This is a genomic window from Frateuria sp. GZRR33 (assembly GCF_051900425.1).
Taxonomy (GTDB): Bacteria; Pseudomonadota; Gammaproteobacteria; order Xanthomonadales; family Rhodanobacteraceae; genus Frateuria_A.
The window spans coordinates 17,672-42,916 of record NZ_JBHZGK010000002.1 but is presented as its reverse complement, the minus strand read 5'-3'; the positions used below and the strand labels follow the sequence as shown (position 1 = coordinate 42,916).

The following is a 25,245-nucleotide window of genomic DNA, read 5'->3' as shown; positions in this document are numbered from 1 at the left end:
GGTCGGCGGGAGGGCGGCGGGCGGGCGACCAGCTTTGGTCATCTATCCTTTTATCGCGATGAACGGATAGAATGGCCGCCTGCCTGCAAGGACCTGTCGCCCATGCCCGCGATCAGCTTCGAATTCTTCCCGCCCAAGACCGATGAGCAGCGTGCGCAACTGGATCGCGCCGCGCAGACGTTGAAGGCGTACGCGCCGGACTATGTCTCGGTGACGTTCGGCGCGGGCGGCTCGACGCTGAGCTACACCGGCGACACGGTGGCGCGGCTGCACCGCGAACACGGACTGCCGGTAGCGCCACACCTCTCGTGCATGGGCGGTACGCGCGCCGAGATCTCCGCGCTGCTCGATGGCTACCGTGCCGCCGGGTACCGGCGCATCGTGGCACTGCGCGGCGACCTGCCCTCCGGCATGGCCTCGCCAGGCGACTTCCGTTACGCGGCCGAGCTGGTCGCGTTCATCCGCGAGCACTCCGGCGACCATTTCCAGATCGAAGTGGCCGCCTATCCGGAAGTCCATCCGCAGGCGGAGGATGCGCTGCGCGACCTGGTTCACTTCAAGGCCAAGATCGATGCGGGCGCCAATGGGGCGATCACGCAGTACTTCTTCAACCCGGATGCGTATTTCCGCTTCGTCGACGACGTGCGCCGGCTGGGCGTCGGCGTGCCGATCGTGCCGGGCATCATGCCCGTCACCAACTTCAGCCAGCTCAAGCGCTTCTCCGACGCCTGCGGCGCGGAGATCCCGCGCTGGATCGCCAAGCGCATGCAGGCCCACGGCGACGACGCCGAAGCGATCCGCGCGCTGGGTGCCGAGGTCGTCGCGCAATTGTGCCGGCGCCTGCTCGACGGTGGCGCGCCGGGGCTGCACTTCTACACGCTGAATCGCGCCAGGGCGACGCAAGCGGTCCTTGCGCAACTGCACTGAAGCTTCCGCATCGGGCCACTATGCTCGGGCGATGCTGCGCCTCGCCCTTTTGCTGTTGCTGGCCATCGCCGCCCTGCCCGCCCGCGGGCAGTCGCCGATCTACCACTGCATCGCCGCGGACGGCCATCCGGTGTTCACCGATCAACCCTGCGCCAATCTGCAGGCCACGCCTGCGCCCACGTCATCAGCGGCGGCCGAGGCGCCTTCGTTGCGCCCGCCCGCGGTCACATGCGCCGTCGACGTGGACCAGCTGCGCGGCGCGGTAATCGACGCGTTCGCCAACGCCGACGCCAACCGTCTGGCCGGACTGATCCTGTGGGGCGGTTACGGCGAGCACGCCGTAGTGGCCGACATCCGCGCACTGGCCGCCTTGATGCGGCGACCGCTGGTAGGCATCGACCTGCCACCCGACGGCAGTGGCTCGGAGCTGGTGGTGAGCACCGTGCCCGAGGACGGCAGCGACCAAGCCGACCAGACGCGCTTCGCGATCGAGCCACGCGCCGGCTGCCTGTGGCTGCGCCCGGAGTAGGCACGCGCGGGCAACGGCGCCCAACGGTTATCATGGGCGGTCCCCTGCAAGGAGAATCGCCATGGCGCAGCAGTACCCCGAGTGGATCTGGCAGAACGGCACGATCAAGCCGTGGCGCGAGGCCACCACCCACGTGATGTCGCATGCGCTGCATTACGGTTCGTCCGTGTTCGAAGGCATCCGCAGTTACGCCACGCCCGACGGCGCGGCGATCTTCCGCCTGACCGACCACCTCAAGCGCCTGTACCAGTCGGCGCGCATCTACGACATGGTGTTGCCCTACTCGCAGGACGAGCTGGCCGCGGCCTGCCGCGAGGTGATCAAGAAGAACGGCCTCACCGCCGCCTACCTGCGCCCGGTGGCCTACCGCGGTCTGGGTGGCTTCGGCCTTTCGGCCGAGACGCCGATCGACGTGGCCGTCGCTGCCTGGCCGATGGGTCCGTACCTCGGGCCGGAGGCGCTGGAACAGGGCATCACTGCCTGCGTATCGAGCTGGCAGCGCTTCGCCCCGAACACCATCCCGGCCGGCGCCAAGGCCGGCGGCAACTACCTGTCCGGCCAGCTGATCGCGCGCGAGGCGCGCCGGCTGGGCTTCGGCGAAGGCATCGCGCTGTCCAACACCGGCCTGCTCAGCGAAGGCGCGGGCGAGAACCTGTTCCTGGTCTTCGACGGCGTGCTGCACACCACGCCGGCCAGCGCCTCGATCCTGACCGGCATCACCCGCGACACGCTCAAGACGCTGGCGCACGAGGACGGCATCGAGGTGGTCGAGCGCGACCTGCCGCGCGAGTACCTGTACCTGGCCGACGAGGTGCTGATGTGCGGCACCGCGGCGGAGGTCACGCCGATCCGTTCGATCGACGGCAAGCAGGTCGGCAACGGCACCGCCGGCCGCGTGACGCGCCGGCTGCAGGAGCTGTACTTCGGCCTGTTCGATGGTCGCACCAACGACCAGTGGGGCTGGCTGGAACCGGTCTGAGCGACCACAGCGCCTCGCTGAAAAAAGGGCCGCAACGTGGCCCTTTTTTTATCCGATGTTCCCGCGAGCCCCGCCCCTCACCCCAACCCTCTCACCGGAGGGGAAAGGGAGCAGCTCTAGGCGGGTTCGAACACCAGGCTGGCGATGGCGCCGTTGGCGTCGCCGCGCGGACGCATCGAAACCTGCCATCCATACAGGTCGCACAGCCGCCGCACGATTGCCAGGCCGAGACCGGCGCCGCTGCCGCCGGCGCCCTCGCCGCGCACGCCGCGCTGGAACAGCCGTTCGGCATCCTCCGGCTTGATACCCGGGCCGGTGTCGATCACCTCGATGCGGCCGTTGCCTACCTCGACCTTCACCAGGCCTTCGAGCGTGTACTTGATCGCGTTGCCGATCAGGTTGGTGAGCGCGACGGAAAGCACCGAGGCCGGCGCGTTCACGCTCACCGCATCGCGGATGGTCAGCTCGATGTCCAGCGGCTTGTCGCGCATCTGGGGACGCTGGCTCTCGATCACGTCGGCGGCGACCTTGGCCACTTCCGTGGTCTCGCCACGGGTGGGACCGCGGCGTTCGGCGCGCGAGAGCAGCAACAGGGCCTCGATCAGCTCGGTGGCCTGGCGCGAGGCGCGCTCGATGCGCTTCAACCGCTCGCGCAGCTTGTCGGTCAAATCGGGCGAGCCCTGCAGCAGCTCGGTGGTGCTTGCGATCACCGCCAGCGGCGTGCGCAGTTCATGGCTGACGTCGGAGTTGAATTCGCGGTCGCGCTCGACCATCGCGGTAAGCCGGGCGGCGTATTCGTCCAGCGCCAGCGCCAGCTCGCCCACTTCGTCGTCGGCGAAATGCGATGCCAGCGGCTCGGCCTTGCCAGCCTTGCGGAAATCGCGCAGGCGCGCCGCCAGTTCGCTGACCGGCTTCAACACCTTGCGCGAGAGCCACAGGCCGATCGCAAGCGAGAGCAGGCCGAACAGGAACACCGCTGCGATCACGCTGATCAGCAATTGCTGCTTGCCCAGCTCCTCGCGCGTCACGTCGTAGCGGACGAAGCTGATGATGTGGTTTTCGCGATAGACCGCGAGCTTGTAGTGGTGCTGCTTGCCATCCTCGCCCTGCTCGAAGATGTCATGCACACCGGTATCCAGGCCCTGCCAGGCCAGCGGCGCCTTGTAGAGCGTGCGGTCGCTCTTGGTCATGCCGGTGATCAGCTGCGAACCGGGGCCCGGCGCGTTGGGATGCTCCTGGGCGTAATGGTTCGCGTACCGGGCGTCGTCGAGCAGGCTGGCGTTGACCAGCTGGTCCTCCACCCGCGTGCGGATGTTGAGCGCCGCAAAAGCAAACAACGCGCTGAGGCCGAAGCCGAACAGCGCGAAGGAGACGATCAGGCGGAACCGCAGCTTACGCCTGGACAGCATCCGGCTCGACCATGCGGTAACCGATGCCGTGGCGCGTGTGGATCAGCGGCTTGTCGAACGGCTTGTCGATCGCCGCGCGCAGGCCGTGGATGTGCACGCGCAGCGAATCGGAATCGGGCAGCTCCTCGCCCCACACGCGCTGCTCCAGGTCCTGGCGGGTGACCACCGAGGGGCTGGCCTCCATCAGCGCCTGCAGAAGCTTCAGGCCGATCGGGTTCAACTGGATCGACTTGCCGTCGCGGCTGACGGTGAGCGTGTCCAGGTTGTAGGTGAGGTCGGCGACCTTCAGCACGCGGCTCTGCGGGCCCTTGCCGCGGCGCGCCAGCACTTCCAGCCGCGCGGCCAGTTCCTGCAGCGCGAACGGCTTGGTCATGTAGTCGTCGGCGCCGGACTCGAAGCCGGTGAGCTTCTGTTCCAGCGCATCGCGCGCGGTCAGCATCAGCACCGGGGTCTGCTTGTGCGCCTCGTGGCGCAGCTTGCGCGCCACGTCCAGGCCGTCCATGCCCGGCAGGGTGAGGTCGAGCACGATCACGTCGAAGTCGTGCACCACGGCCAGGTGCAGGCCGGTCACGCCGTCGCCGGCGAAGTCGACCACGTGGCCGCGGTCTTCCAGGTAGTCGCCAATGTTGGTCGCGATATCGCTGTTGTCTTCGATCACAAGGACACGCATGCGCCACTCCAAAGGCCACTGGTCGATCAAGGCGGCAAGCTTAACAAGCTTGCCGTACGGGTGGCCGGCTGTGCCGGACCACGGGCAATAAAAAGGCCCAGATGCCCGACTCGTCGTCGCTGCACCTGGGCCCAAGCTTACTGCCCCGATACCGAATCTGCCGGTGTCGACCGAGCGGTCGCCGCCAACACATTGCAGTGGAGCCTTTATAGGGCCCGGGCGGTTACGGTGCGGTTAACCGCGTCTCATACGGCCGTTAACGGACGTGCCCGGCGCGCACGTTCTAGTGCAGCACGCGTGAAGAAAAGCTCAGGCGCGTGCCTGTTCTTCCAGGTGCCGGATGATGTGGCCGGAGACGTCCACGCCGGTGGCCGTCTCGATCCCCTCCAGGCCGGGCGAGGCATTGACCTCCAGCAGCAGGGGGCCGCGATCGGAGCGCAGCAGGTCCACGCCGGCGATGCCCAGCCCCAGCGCGCCGGCGGCGCGGATGGCGATGCGCTTCTCTTCCGCGCTCAGGGTGGCCTTCACCGCGGTGCCGCCGCGGTGCAGGTTGGCGCGGAAGTCGCCCGGGCTCGCCTCGCGCTGCATCGCCGCGATCACCTTCTTGCCGACCACGAAGCAGCGCAGGTCGCTGCCCTTGGCTTCGGCGATGAACTCCTGCACCAGGAAGTTGGCGTACAGGCCGCGGAAGGCCTCGATCACGCTCTGCGAGGCGCTGCGCTTCTCGGCCAGCACCACGCCGGTGCCCTGGCTGCCTTCGTTGAGCTTGATCACGTGCGGCGGCTCGCCAAGCATCGCGAGCACGTCGTTGGTGTCGTCAGGGTTGTCGCCGAACACCGTCACCGGCATGTCCAGCCCGTGCGAGGCGAGGATCTGCAGGCAGCGCAGCTTGTCGCGTGCGCGCAGCACCGCGTCGGACGAATTGGGCGTGTACACGCCCATCATCTCGAGCTGGCGCAACACGGCGGTGCCGTAGAAGGTGGTGGCGGTGCCGATCCGCGGGATCACCGCGTCGATGTCGCGCAGCGCCTTGCCCTTGTAACGCACCGACGCCTGCCCCGGCGCGATGCGCACGTAGCAGCGCAACGGGTCGAGCACGCGCACCACGTGGCTGCGTTCGCGCGCGGCCTCGACCAGGCGGCGGGTCGAGTAGAGCCGCGTATTGCGCGAGAGGATCGCGATCTTCATGGAAACTGGCCGTGGTGAGGTTCGTTGGCGACCCGTGCCACCGACTCGGCCGCAAAGGCCGGGCGCGGCCGTGGCTGGGTGTAGGAAAGCGAGGGGTCGACGGCGAAACGCCCGAGCAGTGCGCTGCGGCCCAGCAGCATCGGGAACAGCATGTGCCGGCGGTCGGTCAGGCTGATCTCGATCGGATAGCGTTCGCCCGCCAGCAGCACGTCGGTACGTACGAACCAGCGTTCGGTGCCGTGCCCGCCGGTGTCGGTGACCAGGCGCCGGCCCAGCGCAGGCGCCTCGCACTGCACGCTGCGCGGATGCAGGCGTCGGCCGACCGTCATCGAGAATCGCAGCCACGTCGCGCCATCGCGCGCGAAGGCTTCGAGCGTGTCCACGTGCAGGGAACTGGAACGGGCGCCGGTGTCGAGCTTGGCCTTGAGCATGTCGATGCCCAGTTGGGGCAGTGCCAGTCGTTCCCGCCAACCGAGGGTGATCACGTCTGTCATCGCTGCACGGATGGTGTGGGCAGAGCCGGAAAGCGTGGCGGGCCGGCCCCTCAAGGGGAGGTGAAGTCAACCCGGCCGTCCGGCCGGGTTGCGTGCAGGCTGGAGCGGGTGAAGGGAATCGAACCCTCGTCAGTAGCTTGGGAAGCTACAGCTCTACCATTGAGCTACACCCGCGTTCGCCGACGATGGTAACCCGGGAGGCGGGAGTTGGGGAACGGGGCGCCATGTCCCCGCCGGGCGCGCACTACCCGCACGGCGCATGAACCGCACATGGCGGCCGGCTGAACCGTGGGCGACCCGGCGCGCTGAGGGATGACACGCCAGCCCATAATCGAGTCATCGCCTCGTGACGTCAGCCGTTTCCATGGCGCGTACACGGCGGAGGGAAAGACCCATGCGTGCACTTTCGAAACTGCAGCTGTTCTGGCGCTCCTGCGCCGCCACCCTGCTGCTGTGCGGCGCCGGTGCCCTGCACGCGCAGGCGACCGACGACACCGCGGGCGATCCGCCCGACCGGGTCGCCCGCCTGTCCTACCTGGAAGGCGACGTGGGCCTGCTGCCCTCGGGCGCGCAGGCCTGGGGCGATGCCGGAATCAACCGCCCGCTGACCACCGGCGACCGGCTGTCCAGCAACAGCGGCGCGCGCGCCGAGCTGGAACTGGACGGCGCCGCGGTGCGCCTGGATGGCGGCACCGACGTGGGCTTCCTGCAGCTGGACGACCAGCTGGCGCAGCTGGAACTGACCCAGGGCACGCTCAACCTGACCGTGCGCCGGCTCGACGACGGCCAGAGCTACGAGATCGACACGCCCACCGTGGCGCTGGTGGTAGACCACCCGGGCAGTTACCGCGTCGACGTCGACCGCGACGGCCGGGGCACGCGGGTCACCGCGTTCGACGGCAGCGCCACGGTCTACGGCGAGAACGACGCGCAGCGGCTGGTGATCGCCGGGCGCAGCTACCGCTTCGCGGATTCGGCCCTGGCCGACGTCGACGTGGAAGATGTGGCCGGCGGCGACGACTTCGATGCCTGGTGCGACGAGCGCAGCCGCCGCTACGCCGACTCCGGATCGCGCCGCTACGTGTCCGAGGACGTGATCGGCTACCAGGACCTTGACCGCTACGGCGACTGGCGCAGCGACCCCGAGTACGGCCAGGTCTGGTACCCGTCGCAGGTCGACGCCGGCTGGGCGCCTTACCGGGACGGCCACTGGGCCTGGGTCGGCCCGTGGGGCTGGACCTGGGTGGACGACGCGCCCTGGGGCTTCGCGCCTTACCACTACGGCCGCTGGGCCTGGCGCAGCCGCGGCTGGTGCTGGGTGCCCGGCCCGATCGGCTGGCGCCCGGTGTACGCGCCGGCGCTGGTGGCCTTCGTGGGCGGCAGCCACTGGCGCGTGTCGGTGGGGGATGCACCGGTCGGCTGGTACCCGCTCGGCCCGGGCGACGTCTACGACCCGTGGTACCGCGGCAGCCGCCGCTACTACACCCAGGTCAACGTGACCAACATCCACGTGCACAACACGGTGATCGTCAACCGCGTCGACCGCCGCTACCGCGACTGGCACCGCGGCATCGCCCCGCCGGTGCGCGCGCTGCATGATGGTGGCCCGCGCGGCTTCACGGCGGTGCCGGGACGCGTGTTCGCCGGCGCCGACCGCGTGCAGCGGCATCGCCTGGACGTCGATCCGCGCAAGCTCGCCGGCGCCCGCCTGCTGACGCGCAACGCCGCGCCGAAGCCGACGCAGCACAGCTTCGCCCCGCCGCGCGGACCCAAGGCCCGGCCGCTGCCGGCACAGGGCTTCCGGCGCGAGGTGGTGGCGCGCCATGCACCCCGCGCGGAGCGCATGGCCGACCGCATCGACGCGGCCCGGCCCCGCGCGGCTTCGCCCTCGCACGTGCGCGTGCTGCGGCCGCATGCGCAGACACTGCCCGCGGTCGCGCATATCGCCCCGGCCCGTCGCGCAGACGCGCAGCCGGAAGTGCGCCGCGCACCGGTCCGCACCGACCTGCGCGGGACCCACGCCGACACACGGGATACTCGCGGCGACGCACGTGAAGCCCGTGGCGTGAACAACCCCGCGCGCATGCCCCCCCGCGAAGCCCCGTTGCGCCCGGGCGAGCTGCGCTCGGCGCGCTTCGTGCGCACCCCTCCCTCCCGCCCGGTGGCCGAACCCCGTCCGGGCGTGAGCTTCATTTCGACCGCCGAGGCCGACCGCGAACGCGCGGCGCGCGCCGCGCCGACGTTGCCGCAGGTGCCACGCTTCGAGCGCGCGAATGGGCCGCGAGCACCGGTGCGCCGACCGGAGGCGGACGCCGGCCCCCGCTTCCAGCGCGCGCCCGAGGCCGCGGTGCAGAACCGCATCGTGCGCGCTCCCCGGCCGGATGCACGTCGCGAACCTGCCTTCCGCAACGACGACCGCCCGGCGCAGCAGGCCAACATGCGCCGGCCGGATTTCGATCCGCCCTTGCGCGCACGGTCGGCCCCGCCGCCTCAACGCTTCCAGCGTCCGCCGGACTTCCGCCAGCGGCAGCCCGTGCCGCACGCCGCTCCGGTGCAGCGCGAAGCCGCGCCGGCGCCCCGGCAGGCCCCCGCCCGCTCGCAGGCACCGGCGCCGCAACCACGGCATGCATCGGCGCGGCGCTTCGATCCCGAACACTGACCTTTTGGCGGCGCCCTTGCGGCGCCGCCGCTACAATGCGCCCCCCGCGGCATGGCACGCCCGCCGCCATGCCATCGCACCCCAGGCGCATGCCGTGAACGACCAGCCCGAACACCCCGCCAGTTCCCCCTACCTGCGCCGCATCCGCAGCTTCGTGCTGCGCGAAGGCCGCATGACGCCTGCGCAGCAGCGCGCCTTCGATGCCCACTGGGCGCGCTTCGGCATCGATTACACCGGCGCGGTGCAGGACTTCGGCGCCCGCTTCGGCCGCGTCGCTCCACGCGTGCTGGAAATCGGCTTCGGCAATGGCGAGGCGCTGGCGTGGGCCAGCGAACACGATCCGGCGCGCGACTACATCGGCGTGGAGGTGCACGGCCCGGGCGTCGGCCGCCTGATGAACGCGCTGACCGCACGCGGGGCCGGCAACGTGCGCCTCTACAAGCACGACGCGGTGGAAGTCCTCGAACACGAGATCGCGCCGGACACGCTGGCCGAGGCGCGGATCTGGTTCCCCGACCCGTGGCACAAGAAGCGCCACAACAAGCGGCGCATCGTGCAGCCGGACTTCGTCGCGCTGCTCGCCTCGCGCATGGCGCCCGGCGGGCTGCTGCACCTGGCGACCGACTGGGAACCCTACGCCGAGCACATGCTGGAAGTGATGGAAGCCGCCCCCGCCTGGCGCAATGCCATCGCGCCGGGCCAGTACGCCGAGAAGCCGGCCTGGCGCATCGAGACCCATTTCGAGCGGCGCGGGCTGAAGCTCGGACACGGGGTGTGGGACCTGCTCTACCGCAGGGCCTGAGCCGCCGCCTTCGGTTCCGGGAAGCCTTCTGCAGAAACGTCAGCGTCACCCACGCAAGCGGTCGCCTGTCCGAAGGGGAAGCCGTTGCGGGGCCTGGGCTCGGATCTCCTCCGGAGAGCGTTGGGCCCGCAGGCTTTTTTGCAGGGAAGGGACCGGGGCATCCGGATGGAGTCCCCGGCTGAGCACTTCGTCCATCAGCTTCGCGCGAGCTCCGGCCGGCACTCCGCCCTCTCCCCGGAGCACAGACTTCCAACTCGTGCCGACGCGCGGGCCCCGCGATTCACCAGCCGCCGCAATGCCCCGCTTATACTTCGCCGACAGACAGGGACGGGCCCGGCCGCGTGAGGCATCCACTGCACAATCCCATCCGCTTCCACCACCAGCCCCTCCTGGACGCTAGCTAGTGGCCCTCGCGCTCACCCCCGAAATGATCCTGGTACTCGGGCTGGTGGGCTTCACCATGCTGATGCTGGTGCTGGAGTGGATCCGCGCCGACATGGTCGCGCTGCTGGTGGTGGTGGTGATCGGCCTGACCGGCCTGATCCCGTCCGAGCGCGTGTTCAACGGTTTCGCCGGCAACGCGGTGATCGCCATCATCGCGATCATGATCATGGGCGCGGGACTGGACCGCGCCGGCGTGCTCTCGCTGACCGCCAGCTTCGTGATGCGCATGGCGCGGGGCAAGGAATCACGCCTGGGCGTGGTGATCAACTCGGTGACGAGTCTGTTCAGCGCGGTGATCCCGAGCCAGGCGCTGGCCGCGCTGATGATCCCGGTGACCAGCCGCCTGTCCGCGCGCACCGGCGTGCCGATCTCGCGGCTGCTGCTGCCGATGGGTTTCTGCATCCTGACGGCGACCAACACCACGCTGATCGCCAACTCGCCGCTGATCGTCCTCAACGACCTGATCGCCAGCGCCAACGCCAACCTGCCGCCCGGCGCGCACACGATCCCGAAGTTCGGCCTGTTCAGCGTGACCCCGGTAGGTCTGGTGCTGGCGCTGCTGGGCATCACCTACTTCTGGCTGTTCACCCGCAAGCTGCTGCCCGAGCGCGAGGACGAGCGGCTGAAGGTGACCCCCGGCCGCACCGAGAGCTACTTCGCCGAGACCTACGGCATCGGCGGCGAGACCGCGGAACTGACCGTCACCGCGGAGAGCCCGCTGGTCGGCATGAGCATCGGCGAGGTCGAGCAACTGCACGGCGCGCCGCTGATCCTGGCGATCAAGAGCGGCAACGACGCGCGCATGGCGCCGCCGGTCGACTACGTGATCTGGGTCGGTTCCGTGCTCGGCGTGCTGGCGCCGCGCGAGGAGATCAACCACTTCGCCAACAACCAGCTGTGCAAGGTTTCCCCGCGCATGCGCCAGCTGGGCGAACTGTTCAACCCGACCCGCGCGGGCATCTCCGAGGCGGTGCTGCCGCCGTCCTCGCGCTTCCTCAAGCAGAACGTGGGCGACCTGCGCCTGCGCAAGCGCTACGGCATCTCGGTACTGGCGATCAACCGCGGCGACCAGGTATTCCGCGACGACGTGCGCGGGGTCAACCTGCGCGCCGGCGACACGCTGGTGCTGCACTCGAGCTGGCGCGACCTGGCCCTGGCGGCCGAGGACAAGGACCTGGTCGTCGTCACCGACATCCCCAAGGAAGAGCAGCGTCCCGGCAAGATCTGGCAGGCGGTGGGTTTCTTCCTGCTGGCCAAGTGCCTGGCGCTGTTCACCCACCTGGACCTGTCGGTGGCGATGATGACCGGCGCGATCGGCATGCTGCTGACCGGCGTGCTGAACATGGACGAGGCCTACAAGGCGGTGAACTGGAAGACGATCTTCGTCACCGCCTGCCTCATTCCGCTGGGTTGGTCGATGGACGCCACCGGCACCGCGGCCTGGCTTGCGCAGGAGGTGCTGGACAAGCTGGGCGGCGCCTCGCCGTGGGTGCTGCAGACGTGCCTGGCGGTACTCACCCTGCTGTTCTCGCAGGTGATGTCCAACGTGGGCGCGACGGTGATGATGGTGCCGATCGCGATCAGCGTGGCGGTGGCCACCGGTGGGAACCCTTCAGCCTACGCTCTGATCGTGGCGGTATCCTCGTCCAATACCTTCCTGCTCAGCTCGGGCCATCCGGCGCTGATGATGGTGGCCGGTCCCGGCGGCTACCGCGGCAAGGATTTCCTGCGCGTCGGCGTGCCGCTGACGCTGGCGATGCTGGTGGCCACGCTGGTGGTCATCAACCTGCTTTTCCACTGATTCTTCACTGAATCCGCAAGCGGCCGGGACAGGCCCGTGGCGCCTTCCTTGCAGGCAAAACACCCCTGCCTACTGTTGACGAGAATTGCACTGGGGCCTGCCTACTCTGTCCGGAAGCTCCTTCGCGGGAGCCAGGGAACGGGGATATCCGGTTATGCCTGCGCATGCAGGTGGTGCCGTGTCAGCGACGGGATAGCTACGTCTGCAGGCATGGCCTGATCAGGACGATGGGACTAGCCACTATGCAGTACTCCCGGATACTTATCGCTTGTCTGACGGCTGCCTGCGTTTCCGCGCTGGCGATCGCCATTCTCTATCGGTTCGCCGGGGCCTGGGGCCTGGTGGACCGCCCGAATGAACGCAAGCATCACGTGGGACACATCCCCTTGATCGGCGGACTGGCTGCCTTCATCGGCGTGCTTGCCGGCGCCGTGGTCGACGGGCAGGCGCCCCTGTTCACCAGCGTTTTGCTGGGCACGGGCGCGGTGCTCGCGGTGGTGGGTGCACTGGATGACCGCTTCGACCTGAGCGTCCGCGCGCGGCTGCTGGTGCAGACCGCGGCAGTGCTGGCGATGGTCGCGGTCACCGGCGTCCAGATCCACACGCTCGGCCACCTGTTCGGCCACGAGTTCGAGCTCGGGGTCTTCGGCATCCCGCTGACCGTGGTCGCGGTGATCGGCCTGCTCAATGCGTTCAACATGATGGACGGTATCGACGGCCTCGCCGGCATGCTGGCACTGGTCAGCATCGCCGCGATCATCCTGTACCAGGGCCAGCCGCAGTGGCCCGGCGTGATCGTGCTGGTGCTGCTGGCCGGCGCCCTGGTGCCTTACCTGGCCGCGAACCTCGGCCTGGTCGGCAAGAAGATTTTCCTGGGCGACGCCGGCAGCATGGTGGTGGGCTACATCCTGGCGTGGACGCTGATCCACCTGAGCCAGAGCGGGAACAACACCGAGCTGTCTACCATCGACGTACTCTGGTGCGTGGCGCTGCCGGTGCTCGACACGCTGCAGGTGGTGGTACGCCGCATCCGCGAAGGCAAGAGCCCGTTCAAGCCCGACCGGGGCCACATCCACCACATGATGCTGCGTGCCGGGCTGGGACCGCGTACCACGCTGGTCGCGCTGGTGATGCTGGCGATCCTGCTCGCGCTGACCGGCATGCTGACCCATTCACTGGCCCCCGGCAGCAACCTGCTCGCCTTCGGCGCGCTGACGGCTATCTACGTGACCGCGACCGGGCGCCTGTGGCAGAAGCAGCAGGCCGCACCTGCGGTTCCCCAGCCGCAGCCGCAGCCGCAGCCGCGAGCCACGCTGGAACCGGCGGAGCTGCCCAGCAACGTGGTGCGCCTGCGCTCGTCGGTCACCCTGCTGTCTCCCTACGGCAAGAACAGCCGGGGTCCCAAGCACGGGTCGGCCGCCAAATAGGGGGCGTTCGCGGCGCGTCCGTCCCGCCCCGCCCGGCCCCCGGCCGTCCCGCATCGAACCACATGCGGGGCGGCTGCCCTCGGCAAGCTCCGTTCCGTTCCGTCGCCGTGCGATCGGCAGCCACCCACGGGCACGCATGCACCCGCCCTTCCGTGACATTGCACGCTGCATCGACCACGCGCGCCCAACAATCACGTCATCCCTCTCTCATGGAAATCGCCAGAACGTGAGTTCGACCGCCCATCCGAAAACGCAGGACAGCTTGCCGCCCTGGCTGCAACAGCGGGACGGCGGACAACCCGGGGCGGGGAGCGATCACGGACACCCCGTCCCGCAGCAGGCAGCACGATGACGCGCAAGCTCAAAGCCTTCAGGGAACAGGTGTCGCCGCTGGTGATGGCGCTGCCTGACTGCGCCTTCTACCAGTACAAGTACCTGATGACGCACGGGCGGCCCTGCCACTTCGAGCAGCCGCGCCGATTCTCCGAAAAGATCTTCCACCGCATGCGCTATCCCTCGCCGCTGTTCTCGCGGCTGGCCGACAAGGTCGAGGTGCGCGGCTACGTGGCCAACGCAGTGGGCTCGCAGTACCTGGTGCCCGCCTACCTGATCGCCGAAAAAGTCGGGCCGGAAACCTTCGACTCGCTTCCCGGCAGCTTCGTGATGAAGGCCAACCACAGCTTCGGGCAGCTGCGCATCGTGCTGGACAAGCGCGACGAGGACCCGGTGGTACTGGCGCGCCTGGCCAACGAGTGGATGACATCGGAGTTCCCGATGCGGATGCGCGAGAAGCACTACCGCTACATCCGCCCGCGCATCATCTTCGAACATGCCCTGCTGACCGACGGCCGGCCCCCGGCCGACTTCAAGTTCAACGTGTTCAACCCGGGGGCGGGGCAGAAACCCTACGTGTTCATCCAGCACATGCAGGGCCGCTTCGAGCACCTGACCCAGGATCTCTACCTGGAGGACTGGCGCCCGGCACCCTTCCAGCTGCTGCACCAGAAGACCAGCGGCCGCATCGCGCCGCGGCCGGAGCAACTGGACGAGATGCTGCACGTGGCGCGCAAGCTGGCCGAACCGCTGGGCTATATGCGCGTGGACCTCTACCTGCACCAGGGCCGCGTCTACGTGGGCGAACTGACGCTCACGCCTGGCGCGGGCCGGTACGTGTTCGACCCGAAGGAGTGGGACGAAACCCTGGGTGCCAAGTTCGGCTGGCCTGAGCCCAGCCCCTACGGGAAAGACCTGCCGCCGACCGGGAGGAGCGCCACGGCGCCGCCGACGCATGTGGCCAGCACCCTCGATTGAGGCCACGATCAACCGGCCCCCGCCCCTCCGGGGAGGGCTCAAGAGCAGGTACACGCGGGTCAGATACCCGAGCCACCGGCTCCCTCTCCCCGCCGGGGAGAGGGTTGGGGTGAGGGGCCGCACTGGCCTCGGGCCCTGCTCGTCGAAGAAGCTCTGAAGAGCCCTTTCACCACCACCCGCACCACGAGCCCCGGCCCCTCACCCTGCCCCCAAGGGAAGGGTTCAAGAGCAGGTACACGCGCGTCAGATATACGAGCGACCCGTTCCCTCTCCCCTCCGGGGAGAGGATTGGGGTGAGGGGTCGCACTGGCCTCGGGCCCTGCTCGTCGAAGAAGCTCTGAAGAGCCTTTTCCCCACCACTGGCACCGCGAGCCCGGCCCCTCACCCCGCCCCCAGGGGAGGGGTTCAAGAGCAGATACACGCGCGTCAGATATACGAGCGACCCGCTCCCTCTCCCCTCCGGGGAGAGGGTTGGGGTGAGGGGTCGCACTGGCCTCGGGCCCTGCTCGCCGAAGAAGCTCTGAAGAGCCCTTTCACTCCCACCGGCACCACGAGCCCCGGCCCCTCACCCTTCCCCTAGGGGGAGGGGTCCAAGAGCATCAAAGGCGAGCTCTCGCTGGCGGCATGCCCACGAAAAAGCCCCCTCCCGGAACGGGAGGGGGCTCGGTACCGCAGGTCGGGTTGTAGTGGCCACAAGGGCCCGCGTCACTGCCCCAGCAGACCGTCGATGATCCGCTGCGCGAGCTCGTCCACCGAGGCACCCATGGTGTCCAGGTGCATCTCCGGATTTTCCGGACGCTCGTAGGGCGAGTCGATGCCGGTGAAGTTGCGGATCTGGCCGGCCTTCGCCTTCGCGTACAGGCCCTTCGGATCGCGCTGGGCACACACTTCCAGCGGCGTGTCGACGAACACCTCGCGGAACTCGCCGTTCTCGAACAGGCTGCGGGCCATGCCACGCTCGCTGCGGAACGGGCTGATGAAGGACACCATCACGATCAGGCCCGCATCGACCATCAGCTTGGCCACCTCCGCCACGCGGCGGATGTTCTCCACGCGGTCCTCGTCGGTGAACCCCAGGTCGCGATTGAGGCCATGGCGCACGTTGTCGCCATCGAGCATGTACGTGTGGTAGCCCATCGCGTGCAGGCGCTTCTCCACCACGTTGGCGATGGTGGATTTGCCGGAACCGGACAGGCCGGTGAACCACAGGCAAGCCGGCGTCTGGCCCTTGATGCGCGCACGCGCCACGCGATCGACGTCGGTGTGCTGCCAGTGGATGTTGTCGGCGCGGCGCAAGGCGAAGTTGAGCGTGCCGGCGGCCACCGTGGCATTGGTCTGGCGGTCGATCAGGATGAACGCGCCGAGTTCGCGGCAGTCCTCGTAGGACTCGAACGCGATCGCGTGGTCCAGGCTCAGGTTGCAGAAGCCCACCTCGTTGAGTTCCAGGCGCTTGGCGGCACGCTTCTCCTGCGTGTTCACGTCGACCCGGTGCTTGATCTCGGTCACCTGCGCGGTGACCATGCGCGCGCCGATCTTCATCCAGTACGGACGGCCCGGCAGCAGCGCAGAGGCGTCCATCCACAACAGGTGCGCGGCGAACTGGTCGGCCACCTGCGGCGGCGAGGAGATCGACGCGATCACGTCGCCGCGGCTGATGTCGCGCTCGTCCTCGAGCTGGATCGCCACGGCGTCGCCGGCGGCCGCGCGCGGCAGATCGCCGTCGGCGGTGACCAGGCGCGCCACCCGCGAGCGCACGCCGCTGGGCAGCGCGACGATCTCGTCGCCGGGCGCGATCGAACCGGCCACCACCTGGCCCGCGTAGCCGCGGAAGTTCTGGTTGGGACGACACACCCACTGCACCGGCATGCGGAAACCGAGCTTGCTGGTGACCCGCTCGACCTGCACGGTCTCCAGGTGCTCGAGCAGGCTCGGCCCGTTGTACCAGCCCATCACCTGCGAGCGGCTGGACACGTTCTCGCCCGCCAGCGCAGAGAGCGGGATCGCGGTGACGTTCTCGATGCCCATCTGCGCGGCGACCAGGCGGTAGTCGCTCTCGATGCGCTTGAACGTGCTCTGCGCGTAGTCCACCAGGTCCATCTTGTTGACCGCCAGCAGCACATGGCGGATGCCGAGCAGGCTGCAGATGTAGGTGTGGCGGCGCGTCTGCGTCATCAAACCCTTGCGCGCGTCGACCAGCACGACCGCCAGGTCCGCCGTGGAGGCGCCGGTGGCCATGTTGCGCGTGTACTGCTCGTGCCCCGGGCAGTCGGCGACGATGAACTTGCGCTTGTCCGTGCTGAAGAAGCGGTAGGCCACGTCGATCGTGATGCCCTGCTCGCGCTCGGCGGACAGGCCATCGACCAGCAGCGCGAAATCCAGTTCGCCGTTCTGCGTGCCGTGGCGCAGGCTGTCGCCCTCGAGCGCGGCCAGCTGGTCGTCGAACAGCAGCTTGGTGTCATACAGCAGGCGGCCGAGCAACGTGCTCTTGCCGTCGTCGACGCTGCCGCAGGTGATGAAGCGCAGCAGGCTCTTGGTCTCATGCCGCTGCAGGTAGTCGTTGATCGCGGTGACGGCGTTGTCCGGCGCGGAGTCGGTGATTTGCAGATCCATCAGAAATATCCTTCCTGCTTCTTCTTTTCCATGGAGGCCGAGGCGTCGTGGTCGATGATGCGACCCTGGCGCTCGGAGGTGCGCGCGATGAGCATTTCCTGGATCACCGCCGGCAGCGTGTCCGCCTCGGACTCGATCGCCGCGGTGAGCGGGTAGCAACCGAGCGTGCGGAAGCGCACCTTGCGCATCTGCGGCACTTCGCCCGGCTCCAGCGGCATGCGGTCGTCGTCGACCATGATCAGCTGGCCGTCACGCTCGACAGTCGGCCGTTCCTTGGCCAGATACAGCGAGGGCACCTCGATGTTCTCGCGGTAGATGTAGAGCCAGATGTCCAGCTCGGTCCAGTTCGACAGCGGGAACACGCGCACGCTCTCGCCCTTGTGGATGCGGGTGTTGTAGAGGCTCCACAGCTCCGGGCGCTGGCTCTTCGGATCCCAGCGGTGCTGCGCGTTGCGGAAGGAGAACACGCGCTCCTTGGCGCGGGACTTCTCCTCGTCGCGGCGGGCTCCGCCGATGGCCGCGTCGAACTTGTACTTGTCCAGCGCCTGCTTCAGGGCCTGGGTCTTCATGATGTCGGTGTGCACGCTGGCGCCGTGGCTGAACGGATTCACGCCCTGCGCCACGCCTTCCTGGTTGGTGTGCACGATCAGCCGGCAGCCGGTTTCCTTCGCGCGGCGATCGCGGAAGGCGATCATCTCGCGGAACTTCCAGGTGGTGTCCACGTGCATCATCGGGATCGGCGGCGGCGCCGGATAGAACGCCTTCTGCAGCAGGTGCAGCAGCACCGACGAGTCCTTGCCGACCGAGTAGAGCATCACCGGGTTGGCGAACTCCGCCGCCACCTCTCGCATGATGTGGATCGCCTCGGCCTCCAGGCGCTTCAGGTGCGAAGAGGCGGCAAGGCGCTGGAGGTCGGTATCCCGTGCCTGTTCGGTACGCGGGGCGTCGTGGTCTTGGGGCGTGGCGGCCAGGGTCATGGGCAGTCCTGTTGCAGTGGGGCGCCAAGAAGGCAACCGTGACGTTGCATCTTGGACAAGCGTTTGTGAAAGAAATCGGTAGCTTTACGTTATGCGATTCCGGAACAAGGGGCGCCCCGTACGCGACCGGGGCGGGCTCCCTTCACTGCCGGCATACGCCTTTTGAATGAATGCCGGCAGGCTGGGCAATTCTTTCAACGCCGGCGTGCAAGGGCTGTCAGAAGGGCGTGCCGGAGAGATGAAACGAACGTTGCCGAAAGCCGGCTCGGGAGCGTTCCCTCAGCCCCCCCGGGGGGACCGATTCGGGTGACTGGCGTGTGAACGCCCTACACCGGCGCGGTCGCGCGCCGGTCGCACGCCCCGGCGCCCGGAGCGAGGTAGCCGAACTTCTCGACGATCAGCCTCTCGCGCTCGGCGACCAGGGCCTCGGTCGGCGCGTCGTAGTAGAACTGCGCGCCGTGCTTCTTCGAGGACGTGTTGGTCTTCGGTCGCATGCGGATCTCCTCCACCGTGGCCGGCGGCACGGCGATACCGGCGCGCGCCAGCGCATCGAGCAGGTCCGACTCCAGCCGCTCGTTGCGGATGAACCCGTCGATGAAACAGTGCCGGCTTTCGTGCGCCGCCAGTTGTTCCGGCGTCTGGATGGATTTCAGCGCGCCCAGTCCGCCCTCGCGGCAGGTGAACAGCTTCATGTAGCGCCAGGTCAGCAGGCCGGCGACGCGGCTGGCCGGCCACTTCCAGTAGCCCTCGCCGACGTCGGGCCAGTATGTGGGATCGTGCAGCATGTGCAGCCATTGCCGGAACGCACCCGGATCGTTGGCGTCGCGGTAGGTGCGCCGCCATTGTTCCGCGTGGCGGTTCGGCCGGCTCTGCAGGAACTCGGCCAGGGTCTGCATCGGGTGCTTCTTCCAGCCGCGGCCACGGCCGCGCCAGCCGTCGGTGGTGACGTTGTAATAGACCGTGCCCTTGCCGTCGCAGCCGTAGGCCCAGTGCGAGACGTACCAGTCCCACGGGTTCCGGATCGAACCCAGGAAGAAGCGGTCGCCGGTGAACAGGTGCGACCCGGCCTGGTTGTGCTTGTCGATGAGTTCGCCGCCGACGATCTCCTTGAGCAGCTTGCGGATGTGGGTGCATCCGGTCTTCTGCAATTCCACGAAAACGATCCTGTCGGAAACGAACATATCGGCTCCATCGTTGGTTGTCTGCCCGCGGGCGGCGGCATCCGTGCACGCGGTCGGCGCGCCAGCGGTGACGCGCCACGAAACGCCGGGACGTTGCCATCGCGTTTGTCGCAGATCGGTGAATCGGCCACAGCATGCGCTGCAGGGCGGCAAGCGGGGTCAGCAGTTCACCGCTTTACGACAGACGCGGTGGCAACGTTCCCGCTACGGCGGTCGCCCCCATGCACGCGACGCGTTGCCGGCCAGGATGCTCGCCCGTGCGATCGCGCGGGCGCGCGTGCGTCGGCTGGCGCGGCGTCCGGATCAAGAAACTGGAGTCCCTATGTTCGTTTCCGACAGGATCGTCTTTCTCGAACTGCAGAAGACCGGATGCACGCACATCCGCAACCTGCTCAAGGAGATCGTCGGCGGCCGGCTGGTCATGCGCCATAACCAGGCCCCCGCGGACCTGTTCGCGGGCGACCGCTTCTTCCTTGGCTCGGTACGCGATCCGTGGGACTGGCATGTCTCCCTCTGGGCCTACTGCTGCGACGGGCGCGGCGACCTTTACAGCAACCTCAGCACGCCGGGCATCCGCCTGCGCGACCACGGCTGGAAGCGCGACTTCTTCTCGGTGCTGCGCCTGGTGATGGGCATGCGGCCGAACTGGCATGCCCAGGAGTGGAAGCGCACCTTCCGTGACGTCAACGATCCGGGAGCGTTCCGCGAATGGGTGCGCATGCTGCACGACCCGGGCTACTGGCGCGACATCGGCGAGGGGTACTGGAGCTTTCCGGTCAACCGCTTCGCCGGCCTGCTGACCTGGCGCTACATGCGCCTGTTCACCTGCCGCAAGAACCAGTTCGGTACGTTGCGGGCCGTGACCACGCCGGAGCAGCTGATCGAGCACGAGCAGCGGCACTGCTTCGTCGACCGCTTCATCCGCAACGAACACCTGGAGGCCGACCTGCTGGAGGCATTGCGGGCAGCGAACGTCGAGGTGCCCAGGGAAAAGGCCGCCGAGCTGATGGAGCGGCCCAAGACCAACACCTCGTCCAAGAAGCGCGGCCCGGGCTATTACTACGACGAGCAGACGGAAAAGCTCGTCGGCGACCGCGATCGGTTCATCGTGGAGAAGTTCGGCTATCTCGCGCCGAGCGCCCGGGCCGCCTGCGACCAGGCGCAACGGGCGCGGCAGCCGATCTGACACCACGGAGGAACCGGCCGCCCCGGCCGGGCTTCCAGGCTACGGCCGCATCACCCGCGTCGCCGGTACAACCAGACCATGTTTCCGGTGACGCAACCCACCGCCTCTGCGGAGGCACCCACCGGCAGGCATGCGTCGTCATGACGGTTCCAGAGCTCGAAATAGCGCCACCCCACGGCTTCCGGGTGGCGGTTCCGGCCCGGACAGGCGCGTCGCCGGATGACACGAAACCAGCCTTGCGTACCGTCCGCGGACGGCTTTCCGGAAGGACAGGAAGAGAGAGCGTCATGAAGATCCTCGCGCCCAAGAAGGCCATCAAGCGCCTGTTCAATTCGCTTCCCGACGCCGGGTTCTACCAGTACAAGTCCCTGCAGACGCACGGGCGGTTCTGCAATTTCCGCAATCCCAGGCGCTTTTCGGAAAAGATCTTCCACCGGATGCGCTATCCGGAGCCGGTGTTCACCACGCTGGCGGACAAGGTCGCGGTCAGGGAGTACGTCGCCCGCAGGGTCGGCCCCGAGTACGTGGTGCCTGCCTATCTGATCTGTGACCGGGTGACGCCGGACACCTTCGATGCGCTGCCCGCCTCGTTCGTGATGAAGACGAGCAACGGCTTCGGGCAGATCAGGATCGTCCGCGACAAGAGCCAGGAAGACCCCGCCCAGCTGGCCGCCCTCGCGAACGGCTGGCTTGCCGAAGGTGCGGCCACGCGCAGCCGCGAGAAGCACTACCTGGCGATCCCTCCGAGGATCCTGTTCGAAAAGCCGCTGCTGGAGGGCGGCAACGCGCCGGACGACTACAAGTTCAACGTGTTCAACGCGCCCGGGCGCGAGTGCTTCGTCTTCATCCAGCACATGCATGGCCGCTTCCGCGACCTCGAGCAGCAGCTCTACCTGGAGGACTGGTCGCCGGCACCCTTCGAGATGGACCTTCCCCTGTTGCGGCCCAGCACCGGCACGACGGAGAAGCCGCCGGCGCTGGCCGAGATGCTGGCCCTGGCCAAGAAGCTCGCGCAGCCGTTCGGCTACCTGCGGGTGGACTTCTACCTTCACCAGGGCAAGGTCTACGTAGGCGAGCTGACCGTCACGCCGGGTGCCGGCACCTACGTCTTCACGCCGAAGCACTGGGACAGGTCGCTGGGCGACCGGTTCGGCTGGCCGGAGGATCTGTCGGCAGCCGGTGCACAGCCGGCCGCCAGGGCCCGGCCATCGGCCAAGCCGGAAACCACGCGGTCCTGAAACGCAAGGCACCGTCCCCGCCGGGCGGGAACGGTGCCATGGATGGCCAGCTTGTCGCCGGCGCCGCGGCGCGTCCGCGGCGCCGGCGTGTCGTCAGGCGACGTGCACGCCCATGTGGGCGAGCTGCGCCTTGCCCTTTTTCAGGATCTTCTTGACGAGCGCGCGGTCGCCGGCCTTGTTCGCATGCGGGAACGGTATCGCCGGCATCGGCTTGCCCAGGAACGGCGCGAGCTTTTCCCAACCGTCGCCCTTGGCCAGCTCCATCACCAGCAGGTCGTCCGGACGATCGCGGAAGTACTCCAGCACGTCGCGGTTGTGCGTCTCGTAGCGGCGGATGTAGACCTCCTCGTTGCCTTGCGGGCAGCCGTGGGTGTCACCGTAGATCCACTTGCGCATCGCCGTCTCGCGCTCGCCGAAGTGCTTGAGCTGGCTGCGCATCCACGACTCGGTGCTGCGCACGGTCAGCACGAACTTGCTGCCCGGGTAACGCGCGTCGATCTCCTTGTAGAGGATCGGCCACGGGTTGTCCTGGAACGCGTCGTACTTCTGGACCAGCTCCCACGCCATCGTGCGGACGTTGCTGGCGATGTCCGGGTCCCGCACGCCGTTCGGCCCGGTCACCCGATAGCCGAGCACTTGCAGGGCCTCGGCGAGGCTGGTGGTTCCGGTCTTGTGGAAGCCGATGCAGAAAACTTTGGCCGTCACCTGGGATCTCCTTGTGTGCGGTACCGGGTACGCGCGGTGGTTGTGGGCGACGGCTACCGGTTGGCCCGTCGTTGCCCGTGGTTCGCCGCGGCCGCCGGCAGTTCCCTGGACCGCGGCCGCAACGCAGCAGACGTTGCCATCGGGGCCGTCGCCAGCGGGTGAATGGCCGCGCTTCCTGCCTCGCCTGCCGGATCAGGCGTAGCCGAACTTCGCCATGTGTCCGCCGCAGGTGCGCTCGATGATCGACAGGTTCCGCCTGCCGAAAAACGCCTCGGTCGAAAGGCTCCGGTGGCCATGATGGCCGGGCCGCCGGGCCAGCTTCTGGCGGACGTCGCCCCTGGGCTCCAGGCCGAGCAGGTCGGCCAGGTCGGCGATGAACCCGGCGCGGTCCTCGAGGAAATCCTCGTAGCGCACCAGGTGCACCGGCGTGCCCGCGGCGAAGTACGCATCGACGCCGCGCGCCCAGCGCTGGGCGAGCCGGCCGATGTAATTCGCGCGCCCGTCCAGGCCCAGGCCGCGACCATCCAGGATCGCGCGCCAGCCGCCTTCACGCTCGAGCGTACGGTGCTCGGCCGGCCCCAGGTGCTCGAGGTCGCCACGCATGTGCAGCCGGTCGAGGATGCCGCGGATGTTTTCCCGCGGGTCGCGCACGATGAAGACCTGCGGCGACTCGGGGAACACCTGCTGCAGCTCGCGGTACAGGAACGCAAAGTCTGGATCCTTCACGATCCGCGCGGAGAAGTACGCCGGGTACCGGCGCACGAACGCATCGAGCTGAAGGCTGCCTTCCAGCACGTCGGGCAGCAGGTAACCGTCACCGTCGCTGCGCAGCACGCGCCAGAAGGGATCGCTGCTGAGCGACAGGCCGGTCGCCTCGGCCAGCAGCGCTGCGATGGCGGTGGTGCCCGACTTGGGGCTGCCGCCGAAAATCACCGGCCGCGGGAAGACCGAAGCGGTGCGATGGCGGCAATAGCGGATGAGATCGGCCCCCGCCCGCCGCAGCGGACGCGACACGCTCGACCATGTTCCCTGCATGGTGTCCTCCTTGTCCGTTGCTCGCGCAACGGTCTGCCATGGACTACTGGTCGCCGCGCTTGCGCGAGCGCAACTCCTCGAGCACCGACATGAGGTCGCGCATGTGCGCCCGCCCGGACGGATCGATCATCCACGCACCGAAATACAGGCCACCGTAGATCAGCGCGTCCAGGAACACCCAACGCGCGGGCCATTCACCCGTGGTGGAGTGGATGCCCCACAGCACCAGCGCCGCGCCGATCGAGGTGGCGGCCGGCCGTGCCAGCGTCTTGGCGGTCGTCCACAGGTCCACCGGCGTCCCGCGGTAGGCGTTGTGCAGCCAGGGCACCACGAGCAGTACGCGGGTGGCGCTGAAGGACAGCGCGATGCCGAGCGCGCCCCACGGCAAGCCGATGAAGAACGCCGCCACGGTGATCGGCGTGGAGATGCCCTGCCAGAACAGCCGCCGGTCGGTCCGGCCCAGCGAGCTGTAGACCCAGTTGCCGGCGATGTTGAAGGTGCCGATGAAGGCGGCGATGCCCAGCGCCTGGAACAGCGGCACGGTGGGCAACCACTTCGGCCCCAGCGCCAGCTCGATGACCTGCCTTGCATCCACCTGCAGGAAGCACACGATGGGCATGCCGACGAACACGATCGCGCCCAGCGCCCGGTAGTAGAACCGGCAGAACCGTTTCGGCTGGTGCTGCAACCGGCTCAGCGCCGGCAGCATGACCGACGAGAGCGGTGCGTTGATCTGCTGGATCGGCAGCAACAGCATGCGGTAGGCCAGCGTGTAGAAGCCCAGGGCGGCATCGGAGATGTAGCGGCCGATCAGCACGTTGTCCACGTTGCGGTTGGCGAAGTTCAGGATGCTCGACGCGCTCTGGTTGGCGCCGAGCTTGACCATCGGCCGCACGCCGCTGCCGCGGCGCGGCAGGCCCGGCACCCAGCGGCAGAAACCGTAGAGCATCACCAGCGTGACCAGCGCCATCGTGTATTGCTGGATGACGAACGCCCAGTAGCCGGCGCCCATCCAGGCGCTGACGACCGCGGCCGCGAACCCGGCAATCAGCGCGACCAGATCGCCGCTGACCTTCTGCATGAAGCGCATCTGCCGCTGCAGCAAGGCGCGGTGCTGCACGCCCAGGCTGCTGATCAGCACTACGCCGGCCATGGCCAGTCCGAGGGCCAGCACGCGCGGGTCGTTGTAGAACCACGCCATCGCGGGACTGAGCGCGGCGACCAGCCCGGCCGCGGTGAGCCCCAGTAGTGCATTGAGCCAGAACAGCGTGCTGACCTGGCCGTGGTTGATCTCGGCCTGCTGCACCGTCGCCAGCGACAGCCCGCCCGTCTGGATGGTCGTGATGAAACCGGTCAGCGCGATGGTCTTGCCATAGACGCCGAAGTCCGACGGCAACAGCAGCCGTGCCAGCACCGCCATGCCGCCGACCTGCAGCAGCAGGCGCGCCGCCTGGCTGGAGATGGTCACCGCCGCGCCCCGGACACTGCGCTTGCGCAGGTCCCGCTGCAGGTGCTCGGTCTCGAACAGGGGATGGCGGGCGGCGCTGACGTGCGTGTCGGTCATGGTCGGATCGGAGGCGGGCTCGACCGTGGGTCGGGGCCGCGAACGTTGGAGGGAATGGCGTGAACCGGCCGTATAGCGGCGGTCCCGTGCCGGAGGGTCGCCGTTGCGC

20 protein-coding genes and 1 tRNA gene are annotated in these 25,245 nt (G+C 68.4%); 10 read left to right on the top strand and 11 right to left on the bottom strand.

Going from position 1 to position 25,245, the window contains the following annotated elements; translation table 11 throughout:
* Positions 1-102: 102 nt before the first annotated feature.
* From metF to ACFWZU_RS02595, 3 genes are all read left to right on the top strand, one after another.
* Positions 103-927: a methylenetetrahydrofolate reductase [NAD(P)H] gene (gene metF / locus ACFWZU_RS02605; protein WP_439699853.1), complete on the top strand. Its 825-nt coding sequence runs from the start codon at positions 103-105 to the stop codon at positions 925-927.
* 31 nt (positions 928-958) lie between these two features.
* A complete protein-coding gene (locus tag ACFWZU_RS02600) occupies positions 959-1,456 on the top strand; it encodes a DUF4124 domain-containing protein (RefSeq protein ID WP_439699852.1) in 498 nt (165 codons plus the stop codon).
* 61 nt (positions 1,457-1,517) lie between these two features.
* A complete protein-coding gene (locus ACFWZU_RS02595; protein ID WP_439699851.1) occupies positions 1,518-2,435 on the top strand; it encodes a branched-chain amino acid transaminase in 918 nt (305 codons plus the stop codon).
* Positions 2,436-2,551: 116 nt separating this feature from the next.
* Here ACFWZU_RS02595 and ACFWZU_RS02590 read toward each other — a convergent pair whose 3' ends face one another.
* The 5 genes from ACFWZU_RS02590 to ACFWZU_RS02570 form a co-directional block, all read right to left on the bottom strand.
* On the bottom strand, positions 2,552-3,844 hold the full coding sequence (locus tag ACFWZU_RS02590; RefSeq protein ID WP_439699850.1) for a sensor histidine kinase: 1,293 nt from the start codon (positions 3,842-3,844) through the stop codon (positions 2,552-2,554).
* Positions 3,828-4,514, bottom strand: coding sequence for a response regulator transcription factor (locus ACFWZU_RS02585; protein ID WP_091340102.1), 687 nt, complete (start codon positions 4,512-4,514; stop codon positions 3,828-3,830). Before ACFWZU_RS02585 ends, ACFWZU_RS02590 begins: the two co-directional genes overlap by 17 nt.
* Before the next feature lie 309 nt (positions 4,515-4,823).
* Entirely contained in the window at positions 4,824-5,702 is an 879-nt protein-coding gene (gene rimK, locus ACFWZU_RS02580) for a 30S ribosomal protein S6--L-glutamate ligase (RefSeq protein WP_439699849.1), read from the bottom strand.
* A complete protein-coding gene (locus ACFWZU_RS02575; RefSeq protein WP_439699848.1) occupies positions 5,699-6,196 on the bottom strand; it encodes an ATP-dependent zinc protease family protein in 498 nt (165 codons plus the stop codon). Before ACFWZU_RS02575 ends, rimK begins: the two co-directional genes overlap by 4 nt.
* Positions 6,197-6,296: 100 nt before the next feature.
* Positions 6,297-6,370, bottom strand: a tRNA-Gly gene (locus ACFWZU_RS02570).
* A gap of 220 nt (positions 6,371-6,590) precedes the next feature.
* Here ACFWZU_RS02570 and ACFWZU_RS02565 point away from each other — a divergent pair.
* The 5 genes from ACFWZU_RS02565 to ACFWZU_RS02545 all read left to right on the top strand — a co-directional run bounded on the left by ACFWZU_RS02565 (position 6,591) and on the right by ACFWZU_RS02545 (position 14,640).
* A complete protein-coding gene (locus ACFWZU_RS02565; RefSeq protein ID WP_439699847.1) occupies positions 6,591-8,855 on the top strand; it encodes a DUF6600 domain-containing protein in 2,265 nt (754 codons plus the stop codon).
* A 94-nt stretch (positions 8,856-8,949) separates the two neighbouring features.
* On the top strand, positions 8,950-9,657 hold the full coding sequence (gene trmB, locus ACFWZU_RS02560) for a tRNA (guanosine(46)-N7)-methyltransferase TrmB (protein WP_439699846.1): 708 nt from the start codon (positions 8,950-8,952) through the stop codon (positions 9,655-9,657).
* A 427-nt stretch (positions 9,658-10,084) separates the two neighbouring features.
* On the top strand, positions 10,085-11,902 hold the full coding sequence (locus ACFWZU_RS02555; RefSeq protein ID WP_439700166.1) for an SLC13 family permease: 1,818 nt from the start codon (positions 10,085-10,087) through the stop codon (positions 11,900-11,902).
* Between the two features lie 227 nt (positions 11,903-12,129).
* Complete coding sequence (locus ACFWZU_RS02550; RefSeq protein ID WP_439699845.1) at positions 12,130-13,329, top strand: MraY family glycosyltransferase; 1,200 nt, start codon at positions 12,130-12,132, stop codon at positions 13,327-13,329.
* A gap of 348 nt (positions 13,330-13,677) precedes the next feature.
* Positions 13,678-14,640 (top strand): ATP-grasp fold amidoligase family protein, encoded by a 963-nt coding sequence (locus ACFWZU_RS02545; RefSeq protein ID WP_439699844.1) that lies wholly within the window; start codon positions 13,678-13,680, stop codon positions 14,638-14,640.
* A gap of 705 nt (positions 14,641-15,345) precedes the next feature.
* On the opposite strand, the gene cysN is transcribed toward ACFWZU_RS02545, so the two are convergent.
* From cysN to ACFWZU_RS02530, 3 genes are all read right to left on the bottom strand, one after another.
* Positions 15,346-17,250, bottom strand: coding sequence for a sulfate adenylyltransferase subunit CysN (gene cysN / locus ACFWZU_RS02540; RefSeq protein ID WP_439699843.1), 1,905 nt, complete (start codon positions 17,248-17,250; stop codon positions 15,346-15,348).
* Complete coding sequence (cysD, locus tag ACFWZU_RS02535) at positions 17,250-18,227, bottom strand: sulfate adenylyltransferase subunit CysD (protein ID WP_439699842.1); 978 nt, start codon at positions 18,225-18,227, stop codon at positions 17,250-17,252. Before cysD ends, cysN begins: the two co-directional genes overlap by 1 nt.
* Positions 18,228-18,553: 326 nt before the next feature.
* The gene (locus ACFWZU_RS02530) at positions 18,554-19,408 is read right to left on the bottom strand and encodes a hypothetical protein (RefSeq protein ID WP_439699841.1); all 855 of its coding nucleotides are present in this window, start codon (positions 19,406-19,408) and stop codon (positions 18,554-18,556) included.
* A gap of 322 nt (positions 19,409-19,730) precedes the next feature.
* On the opposite strand from ACFWZU_RS02530, the gene ACFWZU_RS02525 reads away from it, so the two are divergent.
* Positions 19,731-20,594: a hypothetical protein gene (locus ACFWZU_RS02525; protein WP_439699840.1), complete on the top strand. Its 864-nt coding sequence runs from the start codon at positions 19,731-19,733 to the stop codon at positions 20,592-20,594.
* A 287-nt stretch (positions 20,595-20,881) separates the two neighbouring features.
* Positions 20,882-21,832, top strand: a complete 951-nt coding sequence (locus ACFWZU_RS02520) for an ATP-grasp fold amidoligase family protein (RefSeq protein ID WP_439699839.1) — start codon at positions 20,882-20,884, stop codon at positions 21,830-21,832.
* A 93-nt stretch (positions 21,833-21,925) separates the two neighbouring features.
* Here ACFWZU_RS02520 and ACFWZU_RS02515 read toward each other — a convergent pair whose 3' ends face one another.
* The 3 genes from ACFWZU_RS02515 to ACFWZU_RS02505 form a co-directional block, all read right to left on the bottom strand.
* On the bottom strand, positions 21,926-22,537 hold the full coding sequence (locus ACFWZU_RS02515; protein WP_439699838.1) for a sulfotransferase family protein: 612 nt from the start codon (positions 22,535-22,537) through the stop codon (positions 21,926-21,928).
* A 192-nt stretch (positions 22,538-22,729) separates the two neighbouring features.
* Complete coding sequence (locus tag ACFWZU_RS02510; RefSeq protein WP_439699837.1) at positions 22,730-23,572, bottom strand: hypothetical protein; 843 nt, start codon at positions 23,570-23,572, stop codon at positions 22,730-22,732.
* A gap of 43 nt (positions 23,573-23,615) precedes the next feature.
* Complete coding sequence (locus ACFWZU_RS02505) at positions 23,616-25,136, bottom strand: lipopolysaccharide biosynthesis protein (RefSeq protein WP_439699836.1); 1,521 nt, start codon at positions 25,134-25,136, stop codon at positions 23,616-23,618.
* Positions 25,137-25,245: the final 109 nt, after the last annotated feature.

What these genes read in the sequence shown, in the direction of transcription:
- metF (WP_439699853.1), top strand. Translation starts at nt 103, where the DNA reads ATGCCCGCGATCAGCTTCGAATTCTTCCCGCCCAAGACCGATGAGCAG.
- ACFWZU_RS02600 (WP_439699852.1), top strand. Translation starts at nt 959, where the DNA reads ATGCTGCGCCTCGCCCTTTTGCTGTTGCTGGCCATCGCCGCCCTGCCC.
- ACFWZU_RS02595 (WP_439699851.1), top strand. Translation starts at nt 1,518, where the DNA reads ATGGCGCAGCAGTACCCCGAGTGGATCTGGCAGAACGGCACGATCAAG.
- ACFWZU_RS02590 (WP_439699850.1), bottom strand. Translation starts at nt 3,844, where the DNA reads ATGCTGTCCAGGCGTAAGCTGCGGTTCCGCCTGATCGTCTCCTTCGCG.
- ACFWZU_RS02585 (WP_091340102.1), bottom strand. Translation starts at nt 4,514, where the DNA reads ATGCGTGTCCTTGTGATCGAAGACAACAGCGATATCGCGACCAACATT.
- rimK (WP_439699849.1), bottom strand. Translation starts at nt 5,702, where the DNA reads ATGAAGATCGCGATCCTCTCGCGCAATACGCGGCTCTACTCGACCCGC.
- ACFWZU_RS02575 (WP_439699848.1), bottom strand. Translation starts at nt 6,196, where the DNA reads ATGACAGACGTGATCACCCTCGGTTGGCGGGAACGACTGGCACTGCCC.
- ACFWZU_RS02565 (WP_439699847.1), top strand. Translation starts at nt 6,591, where the DNA reads ATGCGTGCACTTTCGAAACTGCAGCTGTTCTGGCGCTCCTGCGCCGCC.
- ACFWZU_RS02555 (WP_439700166.1), top strand. Translation starts at nt 10,085, where the DNA reads ATGATCCTGGTACTCGGGCTGGTGGGCTTCACCATGCTGATGCTGGTG.
- ACFWZU_RS02550 (WP_439699845.1), top strand. Translation starts at nt 12,130, where the DNA reads ATGGGACTAGCCACTATGCAGTACTCCCGGATACTTATCGCTTGTCTG.
- ACFWZU_RS02545 (WP_439699844.1), top strand. Translation starts at nt 13,678, where the DNA reads ATGACGCGCAAGCTCAAAGCCTTCAGGGAACAGGTGTCGCCGCTGGTG.
- cysN (WP_439699843.1), bottom strand. Translation starts at nt 17,250, where the DNA reads ATGGATCTGCAAATCACCGACTCCGCGCCGGACAACGCCGTCACCGCG.
- cysD (WP_439699842.1), bottom strand. Translation starts at nt 18,227, where the DNA reads ATGACCCTGGCCGCCACGCCCCAAGACCACGACGCCCCGCGTACCGAA.
- ACFWZU_RS02530 (WP_439699841.1), bottom strand. Translation starts at nt 19,408, where the DNA reads ATGTTCGTTTCCGACAGGATCGTTTTCGTGGAATTGCAGAAGACCGGA.
- ACFWZU_RS02525 (WP_439699840.1), top strand. Translation starts at nt 19,731, where the DNA reads ATGTTCGTTTCCGACAGGATCGTCTTTCTCGAACTGCAGAAGACCGGA.
- ACFWZU_RS02520 (WP_439699839.1), top strand. Translation starts at nt 20,882, where the DNA reads ATGAAGATCCTCGCGCCCAAGAAGGCCATCAAGCGCCTGTTCAATTCG.
- ACFWZU_RS02510 (WP_439699837.1), bottom strand. Translation starts at nt 23,572, where the DNA reads ATGCAGGGAACATGGTCGAGCGTGTCGCGTCCGCTGCGGCGGGCGGGG.
- ACFWZU_RS02505 (WP_439699836.1), bottom strand. Translation starts at nt 25,136, where the DNA reads ATGACCGACACGCACGTCAGCGCCGCCCGCCATCCCCTGTTCGAGACC.